A 20,917-nucleotide genomic window follows, 5' to 3' on the forward strand; every position below is an offset into this window, starting at 1 on the left:
CCTGGCTCGCTGCCGGCGCGAGGCTCTCACCCCCCGGCGTTGATCCACCGCACCAGATCGACCAGCACCGTCGACAGCGCCCGGTCGAGACCGTTCGCGGCCACCGGGGCGTTCACCTCCGCCACCGGCACCCGGGCCTGAAACACCCGGGCGGCCACCACCGTGCCGCTGCTCTCCTGGACCAGCTTGGCCGAGAGGTCGACCACCGCCTCGCGGGTGCCGGCATTGATGTCGAAGGCGCGCAAATCCGTGATCAGCACCGTGTCGGCCGCGACCTTGTCGCTGGGCCGGCTCACCGACTTCAGGCGGTTGGCATTCTCGAGGCTCTGGATGATCCGGGTCTGGACGAGGCGCGGCAGCCGATCGGCCCATTGGCCGCCGCCGAGATACGAGACCGCGCCGCCCGGCTCGCGCACGATGATCCGGTCGGCCTCGAAGGGCTGGAGCCCGACCGGCTCGGCCACCACGATCGAGCGCCGGGCCGCTCCGCCGCGGGCCGCCCCGGGCAGGGCGGTGAGGTCGAAGGTCGTCGGCACCGCGCCGCTGCCGCAGGCGCCGAGGAGCAGGGCCAGGCCGGCGGCGACGAGGCCGGGCACCAGAAGGCCTGAACGCGGGGAGGAAGCCGTGAGGCGCATGGTGGCGGGAGCACCGAGAGCGGACGGAACGGGGACAGACCGGGACGCGGGTCCCGAAGCTTGACCGGACATGAGACGACAACGCCCGGCCGGACGCGCGGGTGCAACCGCAGCGAGGTCGCGCGGCAACATGGTCAGCGACCGTTGTATTCCGGCAACGACGGCTTGCCGCCGAAGATCACCTGGGACGGGTCGCGCTCGATGTTGCGCACGGCGTTGTTGAGGCTGTTGAGGGTGCGCTGGCCGTCGGTCGAGAGGGTCTGGACCTCGCGCCGGCCAGCCCCGCTGAGGCGGCTGACGCTCGAGGTCAGGGTGGCGGTGCGCTTGTCGAGGTTCTCCGACATGGTGCGGAAGGCCCGCCCGGCCTCGCGGATCGAGATCGCGGCGTCGCGCACCTCGGCGAAGGTGCTCTTCCCGGCATCGCCCGAGGCCGAGCCGAGGAAGCCCTCGGCCCCCTTCAGCACCGCGTCGAGCCGGTCGGCGGAGGCGTTGAGCTTGCCCGCGAGGCTGCGGGCGTCCTTCACTCCCGCCTGGACGTCCGGCGAGGCGGCGGCGAGCGCGGCGGAGAACCGGTCGGCATTGTCGATCAGGCTGGCGAGCTTGCGGCCGTCCACCGCCTTGGTCAGGGCGTCGAGGGCGGGCGCGCTGTCGCCCAGCGTCTTCGAGAAGCGCTCGACATTGGCCAGGGTGCGGTTGATCGCCCCCTCGTTGCCGGCGACCACCCGGTCGAGGCGCTGCAGCATGTCGTCGGCCCGCTGCGCGATGGTGCGGGCCGCAGCCATCAGGTCCTGGATGTCCGATGCGTCGGCGAAGATGGTCGGGATCGGATCGTTGTTGGTCGGTGCCAGCGGGGCGGCGTCGGCGCTGCCGCCGACCAGCGCGATCGAGGCGACGCCGGTCAGCATCGTCATGTCGAGGCGGGCACGGGTATCGGCGCGCAGCGGCGTGCCGCGGGCGACCTCGATGGTCGCCGTGACCCGGCGCGGATCCTGCGGCAGCAGCCGCACGTCGGTCGCCTCGCCGACCCGGATGCCGTTGAAGGTGACGACCGCCCCCTTGGCGAGCCCGCCGACGCCGCCGGAGAACACGATGCGCACCGGCATCCGGGCCTGGTTGGCGGAGCTGCCGCGCAGCCAGAACGCGAAGCCGAAGGCAAGTGCGATCACCGCCAGCGTGAAGGCGCCGATCAGGACGTTGTTGGCGCGGGTTTCCATGCCGTTAGCGGTTTCCGTACGCGTGCGGGGCGAAGGACGGGACCCTCGCGGCATAGCCTCGACGGCCACGCTTAGGCGAGGCGGCGGGGCCGGCGGGTGCGGGACCGCACATCAGGCGACGCCCTCCACGATTCCGCGGGATGAGGCGGTCTCGGGGACGACGATCGAGCGGGCGCGCTTGCCGTGGAAGTAGGAGCGCAGCCACGGATGGTCGGAGGCCAGCATGGCGTCGATCGGCCCCTCGGCGATGATCTGGCCGTCGCCGAGCGCCGCGATGCGGTCGCAGGCGGTGTAGAGGCTGTCGAGGTCGTGGGTGACCATGAAGACGGTCAGCCCGAGCGTGCGCTGGAGGGTCGCCACCAGCTCGTCGAACTCGCCGGCGCCGATCGGGTCGAGGCCGGAGGTCGGCTCGTCGAGAAACAGCACCTCGGGGTCGAGGGCCAGCGCCCGGGCCAGCGCCGCGCGCTTGATCATGCCGCCGGACAGCTCGGAGGGCAGCTTGTCGGCGGCATCGGGCTTCAGGCCGACCATCTCGATCTTGAGCCGGGCGAACTCGTCGAGCAGCCGCTCGGAAAGGTTCAGGTGCTCGCGCATCGGCACCTGGATGTTCTGCTTGACGGTGAGCGCCGAGAACAGCGCCCCCTGCTGAAACAGCACGCCCCAGCGCCGCTCGATCACCCGGCGCTGGGCGAGGGAGAGGCGGTCGACATCCTCGCCGAACACCTCGATGGTGCCCGAGCGCTTCGGCACCAGGCCGAGCAGGGTGCGGGTGAGCACCGACTTGCCCTGGCCCGACGGCCCGACGAAGCCCAGGATCTCGCCGCGGTGGATGTCGAGGTTGAGGCCTTTTAGCACCGTCCGATCGCCGAAGGCGACCACGAGGTCGCGCACGCGGATGATCGCGTCGGGCTCCGGGCGGACCGGATGGGTGGGGCTTACCGTGGGCAAGGAACGCACTCGCCTCGCTCAGAAGTCGATGGCCGCGAAGAACACCGCGAAGAGTCCATCGAGGACGATGACCATGAAGATAGACTTGACGACTGAGGCGGTGACGTGGCGGCCGAGCGACTCGGCCGAGCCCTCGACCATGAATCCCTCGACCGAGGCGATGATGCCGATGATCAGCGCCATGAACGGCGCCTTGATCAGGCCGATCGCGACGTGGCGGAAGCCGATGGCGTTCTGGAGCCGGAAGGCGAAGGCCTCGAGCGACAGCCCGCCATAGACCAGCGAAGTCAGCGCGCCGCCGGCGAGGGCCGCGAGGTCGGCGAGGAAGGCCAGCAGCGGCAGGGCCAGCATCAGCGCGAGGATGCGCGGCACGATCAGGATCTCGATCGGGTCGAGCCCCATGACCCGCAGCGCGTCGACCTCCTCGCGCATCCGCATCGAGCCGATCTCCGCCGTGAAGGCCGAGCCGGACCGGCCCGCGACCATGATCGAGGTCAGCAGCACCCCGAGCTCGCGCAGCGACAGGATGCCGATCATGTTGACGACGTAGCTCTGGGCACCGAAGCGCTGGAGCTGGATGATGCCCTGCTGCGTGACGATGCAGCCGACCAGGAACGAGATCAGCATGATGATCGGCGCGCCGCGGAGCGCGATCTGCTCGATCTGGTTGATGAGGGCGGGCCCGCGGAAGCTGCGCGGCCGGGCCAGCACCCGCAGGCAGCCCGACACCACCTCGCCCAGGAAGGCGAGCCCGGCGAGGCCCTGGCGCCCGAGGCTGCGGATGCCCGCGCCCAGGCCCGCCACCGGATCGAGCGGGTGGAAGCGCCGGCGGCGCGCGGCCGGGGCGGCCTCGCGATACGCGACCTCGCGCAGCAGGATCAGGTGCTCGGGCGCGGCGCCCGCATAGGCCGTGCCGGCGCCGAGGGCGGCGCGGGTGCGCTCCAGCACCCAGGCGCCCAGGGTGTCGAGGCGGGCCAACCCCGAGAGGTCGATGACGAGGGAGCCGCCCCCGGCCGCGGCCAGCATCTCGGCCGCCGCAGCCTCGACGGCGGGGGCCTGGTCGGCGGTCCAGCGTCCGGTGAGGCGCGCGGCGAGACCGTCGCGCATGCGCTCGACCGCGGCGCGGGCCGGATCGGCCCCCCGCGTGATGGGTGCGGTCGGCACGGGCCGGCCTCCCTCGTTCGCCACATGATCCTCTCGGATCGGATCCCCTCGCGCCGGTCCTATACCCCGGCATGCTAACAATTCGCAAACCAACGCGCGTGACCGCAACTCAGCGTCGTGCCGCGGGGGCCTGTCGCGAGGCCCGCGCGGCCGCCACCGTGAGGGCGAGGCCGAGCCCCGCCACCGGTAGCATCAGCCCGAAGGCGAGGGGCCCGCCGCCGGCCCGGTAGGCCGCGCCGCTCGCCAGGGTGGCGGAGGCCGAGGCGAGGGAGGCGCAGGCCGCGTAGGTGCCCTGCGCGGCGCCGCGCGCCCCCTCTGGGGCGAGGCGCGACAGGGCCGCCATGGCGCCGAGCTGCGTCGCCCCGAAGGTCAGGCCGTGCAGGGCCTGGAGCGGCAGCACCAGGGCCGGCAGGCCGGCCGCCGCCAGGAGCCCGGCCCAGCGCAGGAGGGCGGCGGCGGCCCCGAGGCCGAGCAGGCGGAACGGCGCGTCGCGCAACCAGTCGATGCGCCCGGCCATCGCGAAGAATCCGATCTCGGCGACGACGCCGACGCCCCAGGCGAGTCCGGTCTCGGCCGGCGACAGGCCGAGGCTCGTCCAGTGGATCGACCCGAAGGCGTAGACCGCGGCGTGGCTCGCCTGGATCGCCGCGCCCGCCGCGATGGCGAGCCACAGGGCGGCCGGCAGGCGCGCCCGCCCGGAGGCGCGCCGGGCCGGGGCGGATGCCGCCTCCCGGCGCAGCAGCAGGGCGGCGCCGCAGGCCGAGGCGAGCTCCAGCCCGGCGAGGAAGCCCGGGATGCCGCCGGTGCCGACGCGGCCGAGGAGCCAGCCGCCGAGGAGGCTCGCGACCAGGAAGCCCAGGGAGCCGCCGAGCCGGATCCGGGCATAGTCGAGGCCCGGGCGTCGGCGCACTGCAGCGAGGCTCTGGTAATCGAGGCAGGGCACCAGGGAGGCGCCGGCGATCGCGTTGAGAACGATCGTGCCGGCGAGGAACGGCCAGCCGAGGGATGCCGCTCCGGGCATCAGGGCGTAGGTCGCCGCGAGGCCGAGGCTGCCGGCGACCATCAGCGTGCGCGGCGCGACGCCCCGGTCGATCAGGCTGACGAGCGGCGCGGTCGCCCCGATCCGGACCAGGATCGGCAGGGCCACCAGCGCCCCGATCAGCTCCGGACCGAGGCCGAGCCCGGCGAGCCAGAGCGGCAGGAACGGCATCGCCACGCCGATGCCGGCGAAGACCGCGGCGTAGAGGAGGGCGAGGCGCAGGCCGTCGCGGGAGGAGGGGAGGGACGACAGGCGGGGCGGCACGGGGAGCCTCGGGCACGAGCGAATCACGCGCCGTCTGGCGGGCCTGGCGTAAGCGGCCGTTAACGCCGGGATGTCAAGCCTGAACCACGATCGGCCCTCGCGGGCGGTGCCGCCGAGGCGTTCCGTCGGCGGGCGATCAAAGGGCAGGTGAGATGGCCGGGACCCCTTCGCTCCCCATGCCGCGGGAAGAATACGACGTCATCGAGGGCGCGATGCTGGAGACGGCGCGGGGGCGCTGGTTCCTCGGCGAGTATGCCAAGCGCAACCGCACCGCCGATACCGACGTGCTGCTGCAGGCGATCGGCCGGCTCGAGACGGCCGTGATCGGCGACCGTATGCCGGTCGGCATGGAGCGGCTGCGCTTCGACCTGATCGAGATGGCGAAGGCGATCAGCCGCACCAAGTCCGAGATCGCGGCGATCCATACCCCGGACCAGGACCAGAGCCGGCTCGGCGCGGCCTCGGAGGCCCTCGACGGCATCGTGCGCACCACCGAGCGCGCGACCTCGGACATCCTGCAGGCCGCCGAGGAGGTGCAGGAGGTGGCCTGGACCCTGCGCGAGACCGGGGCCGACAGCCGGGTCTGCGACCGCCTCGACCAGAACGCGACCCAGATCTACACCGCCTGCTCGTTCCAGGACCTGACGGCGCAGCGCACCGGCCGCATCGTCAACACCCTGCGCTACCTCGAGCAGCGCCTGACCGCGATGATCGAGATCTGGGCCAGCGAGGACGACCCGCCGGCACCGGAAGCGGATCGGGCCGCGGTGCCGGAGACCGCCCTCGACCAGAACGACGTCGACCAGATCGTGGCGACCGGCAAGGGCGGCGCGGAGGCCGGGGCCGAGGAGCCCGCGACCCTGCCGCGGCTTCGCCTGGTCGAGCCGGGCCTTCCCGACGACATCGCCGACGACATCGCCTTCGTGCCGGTTCGCGACGAGCCGGCGCCGGCCGACGACGCCATGGCGCTGGAGGACGCCTTCGCGGAGATCGACGACCTCGCCCTCGGCGAGAAGCTCGCCCGCTTCACCTGACGTCCTCGCCGGGGCGCCGGATCCGCCCTCGCGGCGCCACGATCGCCTTGCAGGGACCCCGTGCCCCGCCTTGCTCTCACACCCGGCCGCGATGACCCTGCACCTCCTCAAGCTCTGCGTCGGCTGCGAGTCCATCGCCGATCTCGAGGACTGGATCGCCGCCCGCCGGGCCGAGGCCGTGCGCCAGGGCCGCCCGCACGAGCAGGCCCACGTCACCCGCATGGTTCCGAAGCGCGGCGGCGAGATCGCCGGGGCGGGCTCGCTGTACTGGGTGATCCGCGGCCAGATCGCCTGCCGGCAGCCGGTCCTGGCGATCCGTCCCTTCACCGACGGCGAGGGAGTCGGCCGCTGCCGCCTCGTCCTCGACCCGGAGGTCACCCCGGTCGAGCCCCGGCCGTGCCGGCCGTTCCAGGGCTGGCGCTACCTCGCGGCGGCGGACGCCCCCCGGGACATCTCCCGCCACGCCGCCGGCGACCTCGCGGCGATGCCGGAAGCGATGCGGCGGGAACTGGCGTCGCTGGGGCTGCTCTGAGGGGGCGGTCCGAGCCGGCGCCGCCCTGATCCCCTCCCGCTCGTTCCGGGGTCGCGAAGCGGCGCCCGGGATCCGGAACCTTCGGTCGTTCAGCAGGGCGTCAGCACGGCCGTCGGAATCGGACGGGCGCCGGGCTGTCGGCAGCCCCCGTTCCCTCAGCCCCCCACACCCGTCTCTAGCGTCCGCAGGATCCAGGCGTCGCGGCTGACCTTCGCCTTGGCCGCCGCGGCGTCGATCTGGTCCGACAGGGCGGTCGGGACCGGGACGGTGACGAGGATCCGCGTCGCGTCCTGGGCGGGGTCGTAGACGAGGGTCGTGAGCTGCGCGGCGAAGCTGCGCAGGGCCGATTGCTTCTGCGGCAGGGTCAGGCTCGGATCGCGGTCGATCACCGGGCAGTAGGACGCCACCGCGTGGTCGATGATCGCGCCGTTCGACAGGCCCTCGGCCCGCAGGCGCTGGACCGCGGCGTGCAGGTCGCGGTTCGACCCGGCGGCGGCCCCCGGCTTGGCGATGGCCTCGAACAGCGGTCCGTCCGGCGCGCCCTTGCCGTTGCCGGGGCACGCGAGGCCGTCCGCCGCCGCCGGCCACGCCGCGAGCACCAGCAAGCCGGCCAGGGTCAGGGAGGGGAGGCGGGATGCAACGCTCATGACAGTCCTCGCTCGACGGGAAGGATCGCGGCGGTGGCGGGATCGCCTCGCGGGCGAAGCATCCGGCAGGCGATCCGTTCATCTCATGGTCGGAGAACGTCGCCGCCGCCGCGACGTTGCGTCCCGCGAAGATGAAAAACCCGTAATGCAACGAGCGGGTCGTCGTAACTCTGGGTCACACGCCAGGATCGTCGATGCGGAACCGGCCGCCGGAACGAAGAAGGCCCCCTCCGGTCCAGCGGGACCGGAGGGGGCCTTCGTTCGGCCGAGGCGGGTGCCGGGGGAGCCTTACGCCCCCTCGAACCGCCCGCTGGCATGGGCCAGCATCGTGTAGACCTTGCCGCTCTCCGAGGTGAGGTAGGCATTGGCCCGGCGCGGGTCCTTGTCGGTGCGGGAGACCTCGCCCAGCAGGCGCTCGAACTCCCGCACGTAATGGTCGACGGTCCGGCGGAACTCCGGCTCGGCCCGGTAGCGGCGGCGGATCTCGTCGAAGGTCTGCTGCCCCTCCGCCGTGTAGAGGCGGCGGGTGAACAGGTTCGTCTCGCCGCGCCGGTACCGCTCCCACAGGTCCACGGCGGCGCCGTGCTCGATCATCCGGGCGATGTTGCTCGAGATCGAGTCGATCGCCGCCGCTCCGGCCCGGTCGGAGGCCGGCTCGCCGGCCTGGCCCGCCTTCGCCTGGCCGGACTTGCCTTGACCGGACCTGCCTTGGCCGTTCTTCGCCTGGCCGGTCACCGGCCCCTCGACCTCATCCTCCTGCGAGGCGCGGGTGAGGAGGTCGGAGAGCCAGCCGCCGGATCCGGCCGGCCGGTTCGCCCCTGCCGGGGCGGCCGGACGGGCAGCCTGGGGCGCCGCCGGACGGGACTGGCCTTGAGCCGGGCGGGCCAGCCCGGAGCCCTCGGCCGTCTGGGCCGTGGACTTCGCCGGCGTCGCCGGCTGAGCCGCCGGCTTGGCGCCTTGAGCCGCCGGCTTCGCCGCCGGGGCCTGGGCCGCTGGCACCTGTGCGACCGGCTCCTGCGCCACCGGCGCTTGGGCCACCGGCGCTTGGGCGACCGGCGCTTGGGCGACTCGAGCCTGGGCGACCGGGGTCGGTGCCGGGGCCAGCGGCCTGGGAGCCGCCGGGGCCGGGACCGCCGGAGCGGAGCGGCCGGCTTCCGCGGCGCGGGGCTGCGCCACGTCGACCGAGCGCGGCGAACGCTGAACCAGGGCCGAGAGCTCGTTCAGGGCCTTGATCTGCTCGGCCACCACCCGGCGCATCTCGCCGGTGGCGTCCTGCGCCTCCTGCGGGATGCTGACCACGCCGCGCTGCAGGTCGCCGCGGATCTCCTCCAGGGTGCGGCGGATCTCGGTCGCCATGCCGCGCATGGATTCCACCGTGCCCTGGAAGCGCTCGGCGGCGTCGCCGAACGCCTCGCGCATCTCGCCCGAGGCACCCGCCACCGCCTGGCGCACCGATTCGGCCGCCCGCTCGCCCTCCTGGCCGGTGCCGGAGCGCAGGCGCTCGAACGCCTCCGTCACGGCGCTGCCGGCCTGGCGGGCGCTGGTCTCGATCTCGCGGCCGAGCGCCTGGGTGCGGGCCTCGATGGTCTTCAGCGTCGCCTCGACCCGGGCGCCGACGCCCTCCGTGGCGGCGGCCAAGGCCGCCGAGCGGGCGTCGATGCTGCCGAGCAGGGCGTCGATCTCGGCCTGGCGGTCGCCGAGCGAGGCGTTGACCCGGCCCTCGGCGCCCTCCAGCGCGCCGGCGGCCTGCGTCAGGTCACCGATATGCTGGCGCGCGGTCTCGGTGAGCGCCTTGCCGCGGGCGTCGAGCGTCGCGGCGAGGCCGGCCGCCTGGCGCAGCGCGCCCGTCGCCGCGCCCTGGAGCGCATCGACCTGCTCGGCCACCCGGTCGGACGCCTTGCCGGTCTCGGCGGCGATCTCGGCGAGCGCCGCCTGGATCTCCTGCACCCGGCCCGACAGCCCGCCCTCGATCGCCGACAGGTTCTCGCCGGACTTGCCGATGAGGTCCTGCAGGGCGCCCGACGCCGCCTCGATGCGGCCGATCAGGCCGCCGAGCTCGCCGCTGAGGCGCTGGTTGACGCGGGTGAGGGCTTCCACCGCCCGGGCCGCGCCCTGGTCGGCCGCCCGGCGCAGGGTCTCGGCCGCCTCCGAGGACAGGGCCGCCAGCGTCTCGGCCCGTTCGCCGAGCGCCGCCACGGCGCCGCCCATCCCCTCGGTGACCGCCCGCTCCAGCGCCTCGCTGCGCTGGGCCAGCACCGCCACCAGCTCGCTGCCGGGGCCTTCCACCAGGCCGCGCAGCTGCGCCACCTGACGGTCGAGCCCCTGGACGGTCTCGCCGCTCGCCGCCAACGCCGCCACCAGGGCGCCGCCGCGCTGATCGAGGGTCCGCTGCAGCGACGCGGTCGTCGCCTCGAGCCGCTCGCCCAAGGCTCCGCCGCGCTGATCGACGATCTGGCGCAGGGTCTCGACCCGCTCGGCGAGGCCGCGGTTCAGCTCGTTGCCGCGCCCGTCGATGGTCTGGGTCAGGTCGCGGGCGGTCTCGGCGAGCGCCCGGGTGAGCCCGCTGCTGCGCTGGTCGATCAGCGCCGCGAAGGCCGCCGCGCGGCGGTCGAAGCCCGAGCTGAGCTGGGCGCTGCGCTCGTCGACCGCCGCGGCGAGGGCCGCGGTGCGCTCGTCCATGGCGCCGTGCAGGTTCGCCACCCGCTCGTCGAGGGCCGCGGTGAGGGCCGCCGTGCGGGCATCGACGAGGGCCGCGTAGGCATCGCTGCGGTCGTCGAAGGCGTCGGCCAGGGCCTCGCCGCGGGCCGCCACCAGGGCGGCGAAGGCGCGCATGCGGCCGTCGATGCGGGCGGTGAAGGCGGCGCTGCGCTCGTCGACGCTGCCGGACAGGGCCTCGGTGCGGGCCTGCATCAGGGCGGCGAGTTCCGCCGCCTTGCCGTCGACCAGGGCGCCGAAGGCCGCCGCCCGCTCCTCGACGGTGCCGTCGAGGATCTGGACGCTGTCTCGCAGGCGCTCGGCCACCGCCGTGCTGCCGGCATCGAGCCGCTGGCCCAACGCCTCGACCTGCCCGCCGAGCACCGCGTCGAGGGCGGCGCGGCTGCGCTCCAGCGCCGTCGACAGCTCGGCAACCCGGGCGTCGAGGAGGGCGGCCAGCGCCGCGCCGCGGCCGTCGAAGGTCTCGGCGAGGTCGCTGTTGCGCGAGTCGAGGAGGCCGGCCAGCGCGTCGCCGCCGCTGCGGATGGTCGCGGCGAGCACGTCGATGCGCTCCTGGACCCTGCGGGCCAGGATATCGCCGGCGCCGGTCAGCTCGGCGAGCGCCCGCTGGCGGCCGTCGATCAGCCGCGCCAGGTTGCCGCCGCCCTGCTCGATCGTGCCGGCGATGGCGTCCTCGCGCTCGCGCAGCAGCGCCGCCAGGGCCTCGACGCGCTCGGTAAGGGTCTGGGCCAGCGCGCTCCGGTGCCCGTCGAGGGCGTCGCCGAGGCCGGCCTGGCGCTCGGAGAGGAGGCCGGACACCGCCTCGGCACTGCGCGATACGGCGTCGCCCAGGGTCGCGACGCGGGATTCGAGCAGGCCGGCGGCCTCCTCGCCCCGCGCCGCGATCAGGCCCGCCATCGCCTCGCCGCGCCGGTCGAGGCTGGTCTCGAGCGACCGGGTCCGGTCGGCGATCAGGCCGTCGAGGTCGCGCAGGGCCGCGTCGAGGCGGCCGGCCAGCCCCTGGCCCCCGGCCTCCGCCGCCCGGACGAAGCCGTCGGCGCGGGCATCGATGAGGCCGGCGATCGCCTGGGCCCGGGCCTCGACGGCCTCGGCGAAGGCGGCGCCGCGGTCCTCGACCAGGCGGTCGAGGGCGGCGAGGCGGTCGTCGAACAGCTCCGACAGGGCGCGGGTGCGGGCGTCCAGGGTGCCGGCCGCGCGGCCGACGCGCTCCTCCAGCGTGGCGCCGAGGTGGTCGCCGCCATCGGCGAGCACGCCGCGCAGGGTGCCGGTGTGCTCCTCCAGCGTGGCGCCGATGGCGCCGGTCCGGTCGTCGAGCAGGACGCGCAGGGTCGTGACCTGCTCGTCGAGCCGGTGCCCGAGGGCCCGCAGGCGCTCGGCGAACAGGCGCTCGACCCCCGCCTCGCGTTCGTCCAGCAGGGTGGCGAGGGCGGTGGAGCGGTCGCCCACCACCGTCTCGAGGCGGCCCGAACCCTCGGCCAGCACCCGGTCGGCCTCCTCGACCGTCGCCCGCAAGGCGCCGAGCACCGCGTCGCCGCGCTTGCCGATCAGGTCGGTGAGCGCCGTGCCGCCGCGGTCGAACAGCCGCGCCAGCTCGGTCATGCGGCCGGCGAGCGTGCCGAACAGCGCGCGGCCGCGCTCGTCGATCTCCTCGGCGAAGGCCGCGATGCGCTCGTCGACGAGGCGCGCCAGGGCCTCGCCGCGGCCGTCGAAGGCGGAGCGGATCGCGTCGGCCTGGACGGCGAGGCCGCGGCCGGCCTCGCCGCTATGGGTCTCCACGAAGGCGACCAGCTCGCGGGTGCGGGCCCCGAGCTCCTCGTCGAGGCCGCGGGTGCGGCTTTCGATCAGGCGCAGGGCCTCCTCGGCCTTGACGCCGAAGGTCTCGTCGACGATGCGGCCGCGCTCGTCGAGGGCCTGGGCCAGGCCGTCGAGGCGGGCGATGACCCGCTCGTCGAAGCGGGCGGCGCCGGCATCGAGGCTGCGGGTCAGATCCTCGGTGCGGCGGCCGAGCTCGTCGCCGATCTCGCCGACCCGGGCGGTGAGCGCGTCGCTCATCGCCTGGCTGCGGGCGGTGATGGCGCGGGCGAGCTCGTCGGCACGGCCGTCGAGGGCCTGGGCGACCTCGCGGCCGCCCTCGGCCATCACCCGGGCCATCTCGCCGGCCCGCACGATCAGGGCCTCGTTCAACGCCGTGGCGCGGGCGCCGATATGCTGGTCGACATGGGCCACCATGGTGCTGAAGGTGGCGCCGATCTCGGCGGTGCGCTTGGCCGAGCGGTCCTCCAGCGCGCCGAGCTGGGCCTCGACCGCCTCGCGGGCCTCGCGGGTGCGCTCGGCGATGGTCTCGGCGACGGCCCGGCCCTGGACCGTGATGAGGCGGTCCATCTCCTCGAGACGCCCGGAGACGGTCTCGGTGAGGTGGTGGGTGTCGCGGGAGATGCGGTCGGCCAGGATGTCGCCGCGGGCGATCGCGTCCTGGAGCGCCGCGAGGCGGTTCGTCACCACCTCGTCGATCGCGCGGCCACCGGTCTCGGCGGCGCCGGCCAGCGCCGTGCCGGTCTTCTCCAGGGCGTCGTTGACCCGCGCGCCCTGGCTCGCCACCGCCACGACGATGTCGCGGCCGACCGCGGCGAGACGGGTATGGGTCTCGTCGGCATGGCGGCCGATCATGTCGGTGAGGGCGCGGCCATGGCCGTCGAACGCGGTCCCGACCTCGGCGAGACGGCTGTCGAGGGCACCGGTGGCACTCTCGGCGGCGAGGGCGAGGGCCGCGGAGACGTCCTCGGCCTGACGGGTCAGGTGCTCGACGGCGCCGCGCAGGGTGGCGTCGGTGGTCTCGGTGCGCTCGGCGACGAGGCGCCCGGCCTCGTCGGCGGCCTTGGCGAAGGCGGCGGCCGCCGCCAGGGTGCGGGCATCGAGGGTGCCGGTCGCGGCCTCGGCCGCCCGGCCGATCGCAAGGGCGGCCTCCTCGGCCCGGCCCGCCAGACCCACCACGGCGCCGTGCAGCGCCGCATCGGCCTCGCCGGCCCGCACCCCGATCACGCTCGCCGCCTCCTCCGCCACCCGGGCGAAGGACGATGCGGCCTCGGCCAGACGCGCCCGCAGCGCACCCGACGCCTCCTCGGCCCCCTGCCGGAACGCCTCGACGCTCTCGGCCGTGCGTGCCCCCACCGCACCCGTCGCCGTCTCGGCGGCCCGGCGCAGCACCTCGGCCGCCTCTTCCGCCCGCGCGCCGAACTCGCCGGTCGTCGCGGTGGTAGCCTGCCGCAGCAGCTCGGCAGCCGCCTGGCTGCGGGCGTCGAGCTCGGCGCCGGTGGTCTCCAGGGTGCGCCGGAAGATGTGCGCGACTTCGACGGTGCGGGTGCCCAGCGCCCCGGTCGCCTGCTCGGCGGCGCGGCGCATGATCTCGGCGGCCTCCGTCGAGCGGCCGTGGAGCGCGTCGCCGACCGTGTCGGCGGAGGCGGACAGGGCCGCGGCGGCGGCCTCGGCCCGCTCGGCGAGGCCGGCGAGCGCCGTGCGCAGCGACGCGTCGGCGGTCTCGGTGCGCTCGCCGATCAGGCGGCCGGCCTCCTCGGCCGCAGCCACGAAGGCGGCGGTCGCGGCGGCGCTGCGCCCGTCGAGGGCGCCGGTGGCGCTCTCGGCGGCGAGGGCGAGGGCCGCGGAGACGTCCTCGGCCTGACGGGTGAGGTGCTCGACGGCGCCGCGCAGGGTGGCGTCGGTGGTCTCGGTGCGCTCGGCGACGAGACGGCCCGCCTCGTCGGCGGCCTTGGCGAAGGCGGCGGCCGCCGCCAGCGTGCGGGCGTCGAAATGGCCGGTCGCGGCTTCCGCGGCCGCGGCGATGGCGGAGGCGACCTCGGCCGCCCGCTCGGTCAGGCCGTCGACGGTGCCGCGCAGGGTCGCGTCGGCGCTGGTCGCACGCTCCGCGACCAGACGGCCGGCCGCATCGGCGGCGCGGGCGAAGGCGGCGGCGGCCTCCTCGGTGTGGCTGCCGACATGGCCGGTCGCGGCCTCGGCCGCCTTGCGGAACTGCTCGGCCAGGGCGGCGGCGCGGGCATCGAGATCGGCGGCGATGTCGTCCGCCGTGCGGCGCAGCGCCTCGCCGGCGCCGGCGGTGCGGGCCTCGAAGCCGCCCTGCAGCGCCTCGGCGGCCAGCGCCAGGGCGGCCTGGGTCTCGCGGGTGCGGGTGTCGAGGCCGTCGATCAGGCCGAGGCTCTTCGTCTCGAAGGCGGCGGCGAGCCCGTCGAGGGCCTGGCCGATCCGGGCCTCGGCCTCGCCGGTGCGGGCAGCGACCAGCGCCGCGACCCGGTCGCCGGTCTGGTCGAGGCTGCGCTCCAGGCTGCCGCCATGGCCGACCAGCACCTCCTCGACGCGGCCGATCGTCTCCTCGAGGCGGGCGGTGAGGTCGGCGCCGCGCACGCCCAGCGCCTGCGCCGCGTCCTCGACCAGGGTCGAGAGGTCGTCGCGCACATGAGCCGCCTTCTCGCCGAAGGCCGTGATGACGCCGTCGCTGGCGCGGGACAGGCCGGACTCGGCCGCCGCCGCCCGGGCCTCGATGGCTGCCGCGACGCCGGTGCCGGCCTGCTCGATCTCCTCGCGCAACGCGATGCCGCGATCGGCGATGTGGGCCGCGATGGCGCTGCCGGAGGCGGCGAAGCGCTCGGTGATGCCGGCACCGGTCTCGGCGAAGCGCTCGGTGAGGTCGCTGCCGCGGGCGAGGAAGCGCTCCTCCAGCCCCTGGGCCGAGCGTTCGAAGGCATCGCGGACCTCGGCGCCCTCGCGGTTGAGGGCCTCGATCACGCCGGCGCCGGTCTCGGCGAGGGTGCGGGCGACCTCGCCGGCATTCTCGGCCAGCGTGCGGCTGAGGAGGCCGCCGGTGCGCTCGAACGCCTCCGTGACCTCGACCGCGCGGGTCTCCAGCGCCCGGCTCAGGGTGTCGCCGACGCTGCCGAGATCGGTCTTCACGCCCTCGCTGGTGGCGACGAGGCGCTGCACCAGGTCGTCGCCGCGGCCGGCCACCGCCTCGACCACCCGGTCGCCGGTGGCGGCGAGCGCCGCGGTGACCGCCTCGCCACGATCGCCGATCGCCGCCGTGATCGCGTCGCCGCGGGCGCCCAGCGCCGCGGTCACCCGCTCGCCGGCGCCGTCCACCGCGGTCACGATCCGCTCGGCCGCGGTGTCGAGCTCCTGGGTCAGGTTCTGGTGGGAGCCCTGGATCGCGCCGCGCACCCGCTCGGCATTGGCGACGATCGATTCGCGCTGCGCCACCAGCTCGTCGACGAGGGTGCGGATGCGGATCTCGTTGTCGGAATAGGCCCGCTCCAGGGTCGAGATCTCGCCGCGGACCAGGGTCTCCAGCTCGCCGGCGCGGGCGAGCGCCCGCTCGACGCCGTCGCCGACCGCCGCGACCTCGCGGCGGACCGCCTGCGACATGGTGAGAACGGCGTCGGTCGAGAAGCCCTCGGGCTCGGCGAGGCGGACCGCCACCTCGCCGACGGCGCGGGCGACGAGGCGCATCTCCTGGGCGCGCACCGCCAGCATCGCGGCGATGAAGAACAGCATCACGGGGGCGAGTACCGCCGCGGCGCCGACGGCCCCCTGCAGGCCGGTGACCCCGGCGGCGAAGCCGCGCAGGTCGCCGCCGGACTGGCTCCAGGCCAGGAGCGCGACGCCGGCGAGCCAGGCGAAGGCGGCGAGGGTGGCGACGAGATAAGGTCCGCGCGACGGCTCGACCCGCAGGGTCTGCTGCAGGCTGCCGACGCTGCGACGATCGTCGTTGGCGACGAGGGACCGGTCGGGCGGCAGGAGGCCGCCCTCGCGGCGGCCGTCACGGGGGCCCGGCAGGGTGCTGCCGTCGAAGCCGGGCTCGCGGGCCGCGGGATTCCCCGAGGGACCGGCCAGGGGATCGGAATCGTGCACGTCGGGCAGGCGCGGCTCGACCCGGCTGGCATCGGCATGGAGGTCGGGCGAGGAGGCGTCGGGCGACCGGGATCCCTGCCCCCCTGCGGGGTGGTCCAGGTTCAGGGCCTGCTCAATCGCCGACAGCGCCGCTTCCGCCGGGTCCTTGAGCTTCTTTTCCGTCGCCATCGAACGCCTCGTTACGCCGTGAACGCCGCCGGGCGACCCGCGAAGGCCGCCGCGCCGCATCATCCCCGAGATCCGCGAAACCCGCGCCGTGCCGCCAGCCGACGCGATCCTCAGCGGTTTACCACGGGAACCTTAGACGCAAGGAGTACCAGCCGGATACCCGGACGGTGCGAACCCTCCCAAAAAGCTTAAGGGAATGGTTACCATGTGTCCGGAGTGGCACCGCGACCACCGCTATCTCGCGGCGGAATCTGAGGTTTGGCCGCCGGAGCGCACCACCGGCGCGGGCGCGATCGGGCTGTGGACAGGAGTCCACCGCCGGCACCGGAACCTTCCGCCCACAGCCGCCGCGACCCGGAACCTTGCATCGACGCACGTCCTGCGGAATCTGACCGCGGACCCGATCCCGCACCCCCACCATCCCGGAGACGCCGCGGTGGAGCCGCTCCTCGACCGCGCCCACCTGGCGCACCAGACCTTCGGCGACGACGACCTGGCCCGCGAGGTGCTGGCCCTGTTCGCCGGGCAATGCGACCGGCTCGTCCCCGGATTGACCGATCCTGGCCTCGACGCGGCGGTGCGGGCCGATCTCGCCCATACCCTCAAGGGCTCGGCGCTCGGCGTCGGCGCGACGCGCGTCGCGACGCTGGCGGGCCGGATCGAGAGCGCCTTGCGGGCCGGCGACGGCGCGGTCCTGCCCGACCTGGGGGCCGGGCTGGCGCGGGCGGTGCGCGAGACGCTCGCCCTGCTGTAGGATCGCCGCCGGAGCCATGCGACGGCCGGAGTGCCGCGCGACGCACGGCGCGCTTGCATTCCGGGACGGCAGCCGCCAATCAGACCCCGCCGCGTCCACGTCCGATCCGCGGCCGCGCTCGAGGCTTCCGGAGTCCCAGATGGTCCAGATCACCTACGTCGATGCCGCCGGCACGCCCCGCACCGTGAAGGGCGAGGTCGGCTCGACCGTGATGGAGACCGCGATCCGCAACAACGTGCCGGGCATCGACGCGGAATGCGGCGGCGCCTGCGCCTGCGCGACCTGCCACGTCTATGTCGGCGAGGAATGGGCGCAGGCGGTCGGCCCGGCCGAGCCGATGGAGCAGGACATGCTCGACTTCGCCTCGGACGTGCGGCCGAGTTCCCGCCTGTCGTGCCAGATCCGGTTGAAGCCCGAGCTCGACGGCCTCACGGTCGTCACCCCGGCCCGCCAGGGCTGAGGCGCCGCGGGTGCCATTCCCTAGAGGAATCGGTGCCCCGCCGGTCGCATCGCATCCCGGCCGCCCCTGCCAGCAAGATCTGACAAGTGCCAGGGTCGAACAGGTAAGATGTTCGGCAGATGGCCTAGACCGTGGCGAGGTGAGATTTCTTAAGCAAGCGCCTCGATAATGGAGTCGTGTCCGGGCCTGACCGGACCAAGGAGGCGCGTTTGACCCACCAGGCCCTCAAGATGAGCGACGACCGGGCGGGCGCCGGTTGCGGCTTGTCGGACATCGCCGACGCGGCGACGACCCTGCGCCGGGTCGCCCAGGACAAGACCCAGCGCATCCGCCGGATCACCCATCAGGTGAAGATGCTGGCCCTTAACGCCCGCATCGAGAGCAGCCGGGTCGGCGAGCAGGGGCGCGGTTTCACGGTGGTGGCGAACGAGGTCGGCGCCGTCGGCGAGGCGATCGCCGGGCTCGCCCGGGAACTCGAGGCCGATGTCGACGGCCGCATCGTCGGGTTGCAGGAGCAGGTCTCCCGTCTGGTGACCCAGGCGCAGGGCGAGCGCCTGATCGACCTCGCGCTCAACGCGGTGGAGTTGATCGACCGCAATCTCTACGAGCGCACCTGCGACGTGCGCTGGTGGGCGACCGACGCGGCGGTGGTGGCCTGCGCGGCGGAGCCGGACGTAGGGTCGGCGGCTTTCGCCGAGAAGCGCCTCGGCGTGATCCTTTCGGCCTACACGGTCTATCTCGATCTCTGGCTGTGCGACCTCGAGGGGCGGGTGATCGCCACCGGCCGGCCCGACCGCTTCCCCGGCCTGCGCGGGCAGAGCGTGGCCCAGGAGCCGTGGTTCCGCGAGGCCGCCGCCCTCGCCTCGGGCGACGCCTACAGCGCCGCCGATATCCGGGCGGAACCGCGCCTCGGCGGCGCCCAGGTGGCGACCTATTGCGCCAGCGTGCGCGAGGGGGGCGAGGCCTCCGGCCGCCCCCTCGGCGTGCTGGCGATCCACTTCGACTGGCAGCCGCAGGCGCGGGCGATCGTGCAGGGCGTGCGGGTCGCGCCGGAGGACCGCGCGCGCACGCGCGTCCTTCTCGTCGATGCCGCCCATCGGGTGATCGCGGCCAGCGACGGCGCCGGCCTCCTGACCGAGCGCCTGCGCCTCGACCTCGCCGACCCGGTCAGTGGCGTCGTCCCGACCCGGGGTGCCCAGGGGCCCGCCGCCAAGGGCCTCGTCGCCTATCACCGCACCCCCGGCTACGAAACCTACCAGGGTCTCGGCTGGTACGGGGTGATCGTGCAGGGGGCCGGCTGACGCCAGGGTGGGGGAGACTTTCAGCGCAGCAGCGCCCGCGTGGCCTGATCGATCCCGTCCAGGGTCAGCGGGTACATCCTGTCGGAGAAGATCCGCCGGATCATCGCGTTCGATTGCGTGTAGCCCCATTGCGCCTGCGGCACCGGGTTGAGCCACGCCACCTTCGGGAAATGCGCGAGCACCCGGTCGAGCCAGACCTGGCCGGCTTCCTCGTTCCAGTGCTCGACCGAGCCGCCCGCCATCGCGATCTCGTAGGGCGACATCGCGGCATCGCCGACGAACACCACCCGGTAATCGGACGGGTAGGTGCGGATCACGTCGAGAAGCGGCGTGCCCTCGGTGTGGCGCCGGCGGTTCTCCTTCCAGACCGTCTCGTAGAGACAGTTGTGGAAGTAGAAATGCTCGAAATGCTTGAACTCCGAGCGGGCGGCGGAGAACAGCTGCTCGGCGAGTTCGACGTGCCAGTCCATCGAGCCGCCGACATCGAGGAACAGCAGCACCTTCACGGCGTTGCGACGCTCCGGCCGCAACCGGAGATCGAGCATGCCGTGGCGCGCCGTCTCGCGGATCGTGCCGTCGAGGTCGAGCTCCTCCGCCGCGCCGGTGCGGGCGAAGCGGCGCAGGCGCCGGAGCGCCAGCCGGATGGTGCGCGAGCCCAGTTCCGCCGAATCGTCGAGGTCCTTGAAGGTGCGCTGGTCCCAGACCTTCACCGCCCGGAAGTTGCGGTTGCCGTCCTGGCCGATGCGGATGCCCTCGGGATTGACGCCATAGGCGCCGAACGGCGAGGTGCCGCCGGTGCCGATCCATTTCGAGCCGCCCTGGTGGCGCCCCTTCTGCTCGGCCAGCCGCTCCTTCAGGGTCTCGAACAGCTTGTCCCACCCGAGCGCCTGGAGCTGCGCCCGCTCCTCCTCGGTGAGGTGCTTCTCCGCCAGCTTGCGCAGCCAGTCCTCGGGGATGGCCTGCGGCTCGACGGCCTCGCCGAGCGTCACCACGCCCTTGAAGACGCGGCCGAACACCCGGTCGAACTTGTCGAGGTTGCGCTCGTCCTTCACCAGGGCCGTGCGGGCGAGGTAGTAGAAATTCTCCACCCGCTGGTCGGCGAGGTCGCGGTCGAGGGCCTCGAGCAGGGTCAGGTACTCGCGCAGCGAGACCGGGACCTTGGCGGCGCGCAGCTCGGTGAAGAAGGACAGCAGCATGGCGCCGATCAACGCGCCGGCGGCCCTATCGGTCAAGCCCCCTTCGGGATCACCGCCGGGGCCTGTCGCCGCGCCTCCGCGGCGAGGTTCCAGACGATGCCGCCGACGATCAGCGCGGCGCCGAGGAACAGCCACGGGTCGAGCGGCTCGCCGTAGAGGCGCCAGCCCAGCAGCGCGATCAGCGGGATGCGCAGGAAATCGAGCGGCATCACCAGGATGGCGTCGCCGCGGCGATAGGCGCTGGTCAGGCACCAATGCGAGGTGAGGCCTGCGATGCACAGGACCGCCAGCGCCAGCCCGTGCCGCCCCTCGAAGGCGTGGACCGGGGCGGCGGGGAAGATCCGGCCGGCGGCGAGGTTGAGCGGCAGCTGGATCAGGTTCATCCAGAACAGGATCGACAGCACGCTCTCGGTCCGGGTCAGCGCCTTGGTGGCGACCGCGGTCAGGGCGAACAGGATCGCGGAGAGCAGCACCACCAGGCTCGCCGGCTGCAGGGCGGCCAGCCCTGGCCGCAGCACCACCAGCACGCCGAGGAAGCCGAGGACCACCGCGGCGACCCGGCTCGCGGTCAGCCGCTCGCGCAGGATCAGCACCGCCAGCAGCGTGACCCAGGCCGGCGTGGTGAATTCGAGGGCGAAGACGACCGCCAGCGGCAGCAGCGTGACGCCGAGCGACCAGGCGTAGTTACCGCCCCAATGGACGAGGTTGCGGGCGAGGTGCAGCCGCAGGCGCCGGGCCGGCAGCGGCCGGCGACGGACGAGCGCGACCACGCCGACGACCGCCACCCCGGCCGCCGCCCGGACCGCCAGGATGTCGAAGAGGCCGAGCGCCGGTGCCACCTCGCGCACCGCGATGGCGGTGGCCGAGAACGACAGCAGGGCGCCGGCCATCCACAGGACGACGGCGACGAGGTCGGGGAGGGGCTTCACCAGG

14 protein-coding genes are annotated in these 20,917 nt (G+C 74.4%); 5 read left to right on the top strand and 9 right to left on the bottom strand.

Annotated features, from left to right (window positions below; all coding sequences use genetic code 11):
- Positions 1-26: 26 nt before the first annotated feature.
- The 5 genes from FF100_RS03430 to FF100_RS03450 form a co-directional block, all read right to left on the bottom strand.
- Complete coding sequence (locus FF100_RS03430) at positions 27-635, bottom strand: ABC-type transport auxiliary lipoprotein family protein (protein WP_139034132.1); 609 nt, start codon at positions 633-635, stop codon at positions 27-29.
- 134 nt (positions 636-769) lie between these two features.
- Positions 770-1,849, bottom strand: a complete 1,080-nt coding sequence (locus tag FF100_RS03435) for an MlaD family protein (RefSeq protein WP_139034133.1) — start codon at positions 1,847-1,849, stop codon at positions 770-772.
- A gap of 111 nt (positions 1,850-1,960) precedes the next feature.
- Complete coding sequence (locus tag FF100_RS03440) at positions 1,961-2,797, bottom strand: ABC transporter ATP-binding protein (protein WP_246101890.1); 837 nt, start codon at positions 2,795-2,797, stop codon at positions 1,961-1,963.
- Between the two features lie 18 nt (positions 2,798-2,815).
- Positions 2,816-3,904 carry an MlaE family ABC transporter permease gene (locus FF100_RS03445; protein ID WP_139034303.1) on the bottom strand — a complete coding sequence of 363 codons (1,089 nt, stop codon included), beginning with the start codon at positions 3,902-3,904 and terminating at the stop codon, positions 2,816-2,818.
- A gap of 166 nt (positions 3,905-4,070) precedes the next feature.
- The gene (locus FF100_RS03450; RefSeq protein WP_246101891.1) at positions 4,071-5,264 is read right to left on the bottom strand and encodes an MFS transporter; all 1,194 of its coding nucleotides are present in this window, start codon (positions 5,262-5,264) and stop codon (positions 4,071-4,073) included.
- Positions 5,265-5,440: 176 nt separating this feature from the next.
- Between FF100_RS03450 and FF100_RS03455 the strand changes: the two genes are divergently transcribed.
- Together FF100_RS03455 and FF100_RS03460 are read left to right on the top strand one after the other, a co-directional pair.
- Positions 5,441-6,298 carry a hypothetical protein gene (locus FF100_RS03455; RefSeq protein ID WP_246101892.1) on the top strand — a complete coding sequence of 286 codons (858 nt, stop codon included), beginning with the start codon at positions 5,441-5,443 and terminating at the stop codon, positions 6,296-6,298.
- Positions 6,299-6,389: 91 nt separating this feature from the next.
- A complete protein-coding gene (locus FF100_RS03460; RefSeq protein WP_139034305.1) occupies positions 6,390-6,830 on the top strand; it encodes a DUF1489 family protein in 441 nt (146 codons plus the stop codon).
- A gap of 155 nt (positions 6,831-6,985) precedes the next feature.
- Here FF100_RS03460 and FF100_RS03465 read toward each other — a convergent pair whose 3' ends face one another.
- Together FF100_RS03465 and FF100_RS03470 are read right to left on the bottom strand one after the other, a co-directional pair.
- Positions 6,986-7,477: a hypothetical protein gene (locus FF100_RS03465; protein ID WP_139034135.1), complete on the bottom strand. Its 492-nt coding sequence runs from the start codon at positions 7,475-7,477 to the stop codon at positions 6,986-6,988.
- A gap of 288 nt (positions 7,478-7,765) precedes the next feature.
- Complete coding sequence (locus tag FF100_RS03470; RefSeq protein ID WP_139034136.1) at positions 7,766-16,273, bottom strand: apolipoprotein A-IV repeat region-like domain-containing protein; 8,508 nt, start codon at positions 16,271-16,273, stop codon at positions 7,766-7,768.
- A 436-nt stretch (positions 16,274-16,709) separates the two neighbouring features.
- On the opposite strand from FF100_RS03470, the gene FF100_RS37705 reads away from it, so the two are divergent.
- The 3 genes from FF100_RS37705 to FF100_RS03485 all read left to right on the top strand — a co-directional run bounded on the left by FF100_RS37705 (position 16,710) and on the right by FF100_RS03485 (position 18,788).
- Complete coding sequence (locus tag FF100_RS37705; RefSeq protein ID WP_246101893.1) at positions 16,710-17,027, top strand: Hpt domain-containing protein; 318 nt, start codon at positions 16,710-16,712, stop codon at positions 17,025-17,027.
- A gap of 139 nt (positions 17,028-17,166) precedes the next feature.
- Positions 17,167-17,487 (top strand): 2Fe-2S iron-sulfur cluster-binding protein, encoded by a 321-nt coding sequence (locus tag FF100_RS03480; RefSeq protein ID WP_139034138.1) that lies wholly within the window; start codon positions 17,167-17,169, stop codon positions 17,485-17,487.
- 230 nt (positions 17,488-17,717) lie between these two features.
- Positions 17,718-18,788 carry a methyl-accepting chemotaxis protein gene (locus FF100_RS03485; RefSeq protein ID WP_139034306.1) on the top strand — a complete coding sequence of 357 codons (1,071 nt, stop codon included), beginning with the start codon at positions 17,718-17,720 and terminating at the stop codon, positions 18,786-18,788.
- Positions 18,789-18,808: 20 nt separating this feature from the next.
- On the opposite strand, the gene FF100_RS03490 is transcribed toward FF100_RS03485, so the two are convergent.
- Complete coding sequence (locus FF100_RS03490; RefSeq protein ID WP_139034307.1) at positions 18,809-19,984, bottom strand: vWA domain-containing protein; 1,176 nt, start codon at positions 19,982-19,984, stop codon at positions 18,809-18,811.
- A 32-nt stretch (positions 19,985-20,016) separates the two neighbouring features.
- The gene (locus tag FF100_RS03495; RefSeq protein ID WP_139034139.1) at positions 20,017-20,913 is read right to left on the bottom strand and encodes a DMT family transporter; all 897 of its coding nucleotides are present in this window, start codon (positions 20,911-20,913) and stop codon (positions 20,017-20,019) included.
- Positions 20,914-20,917 lie beyond the last annotated feature (4 nt).

The organism is Methylobacterium terricola, assembly GCF_006151805.1.
Taxonomy (GTDB): Bacteria; Pseudomonadota; Alphaproteobacteria; order Rhizobiales; family Beijerinckiaceae; genus Methylobacterium; species Methylobacterium terricola.

Bases quoted from the DNA above. Each gene is read 5' to 3' on its own strand.
- FF100_RS03430 (WP_139034132.1), bottom strand. From the start codon at position 635: ATGCGCCTCACGGCTTCCTCCCCGCGTTCAGGCCTTCTGGTGCCCGGC.
- FF100_RS03435 (WP_139034133.1), bottom strand. From the start codon at position 1,849: ATGGAAACCCGCGCCAACAACGTCCTGATCGGCGCCTTCACGCTGGCG.
- FF100_RS03445 (WP_139034303.1), bottom strand. From the start codon at position 3,904: ATGCGCGACGGTCTCGCCGCGCGCCTCACCGGACGCTGGACCGCCGAC.
- FF100_RS03455 (WP_246101892.1), top strand. From the start codon at position 5,441: ATGCCGCGGGAAGAATACGACGTCATCGAGGGCGCGATGCTGGAGACG.
- FF100_RS03460 (WP_139034305.1), top strand. From the start codon at position 6,390: ATGACCCTGCACCTCCTCAAGCTCTGCGTCGGCTGCGAGTCCATCGCC.
- FF100_RS03465 (WP_139034135.1), bottom strand. From the start codon at position 7,477: ATGAGCGTTGCATCCCGCCTCCCCTCCCTGACCCTGGCCGGCTTGCTG.
- FF100_RS03470 (WP_139034136.1), bottom strand. From the start codon at position 16,273: ATGGCGACGGAAAAGAAGCTCAAGGACCCGGCGGAAGCGGCGCTGTCG.
- FF100_RS03480 (WP_139034138.1), top strand. From the start codon at position 17,167: ATGGTCCAGATCACCTACGTCGATGCCGCCGGCACGCCCCGCACCGTG.
- FF100_RS03485 (WP_139034306.1), top strand. From the start codon at position 17,718: ATGAGCGACGACCGGGCGGGCGCCGGTTGCGGCTTGTCGGACATCGCC.
- FF100_RS03490 (WP_139034307.1), bottom strand. From the start codon at position 19,984: ATGCTGCTGTCCTTCTTCACCGAGCTGCGCGCCGCCAAGGTCCCGGTC.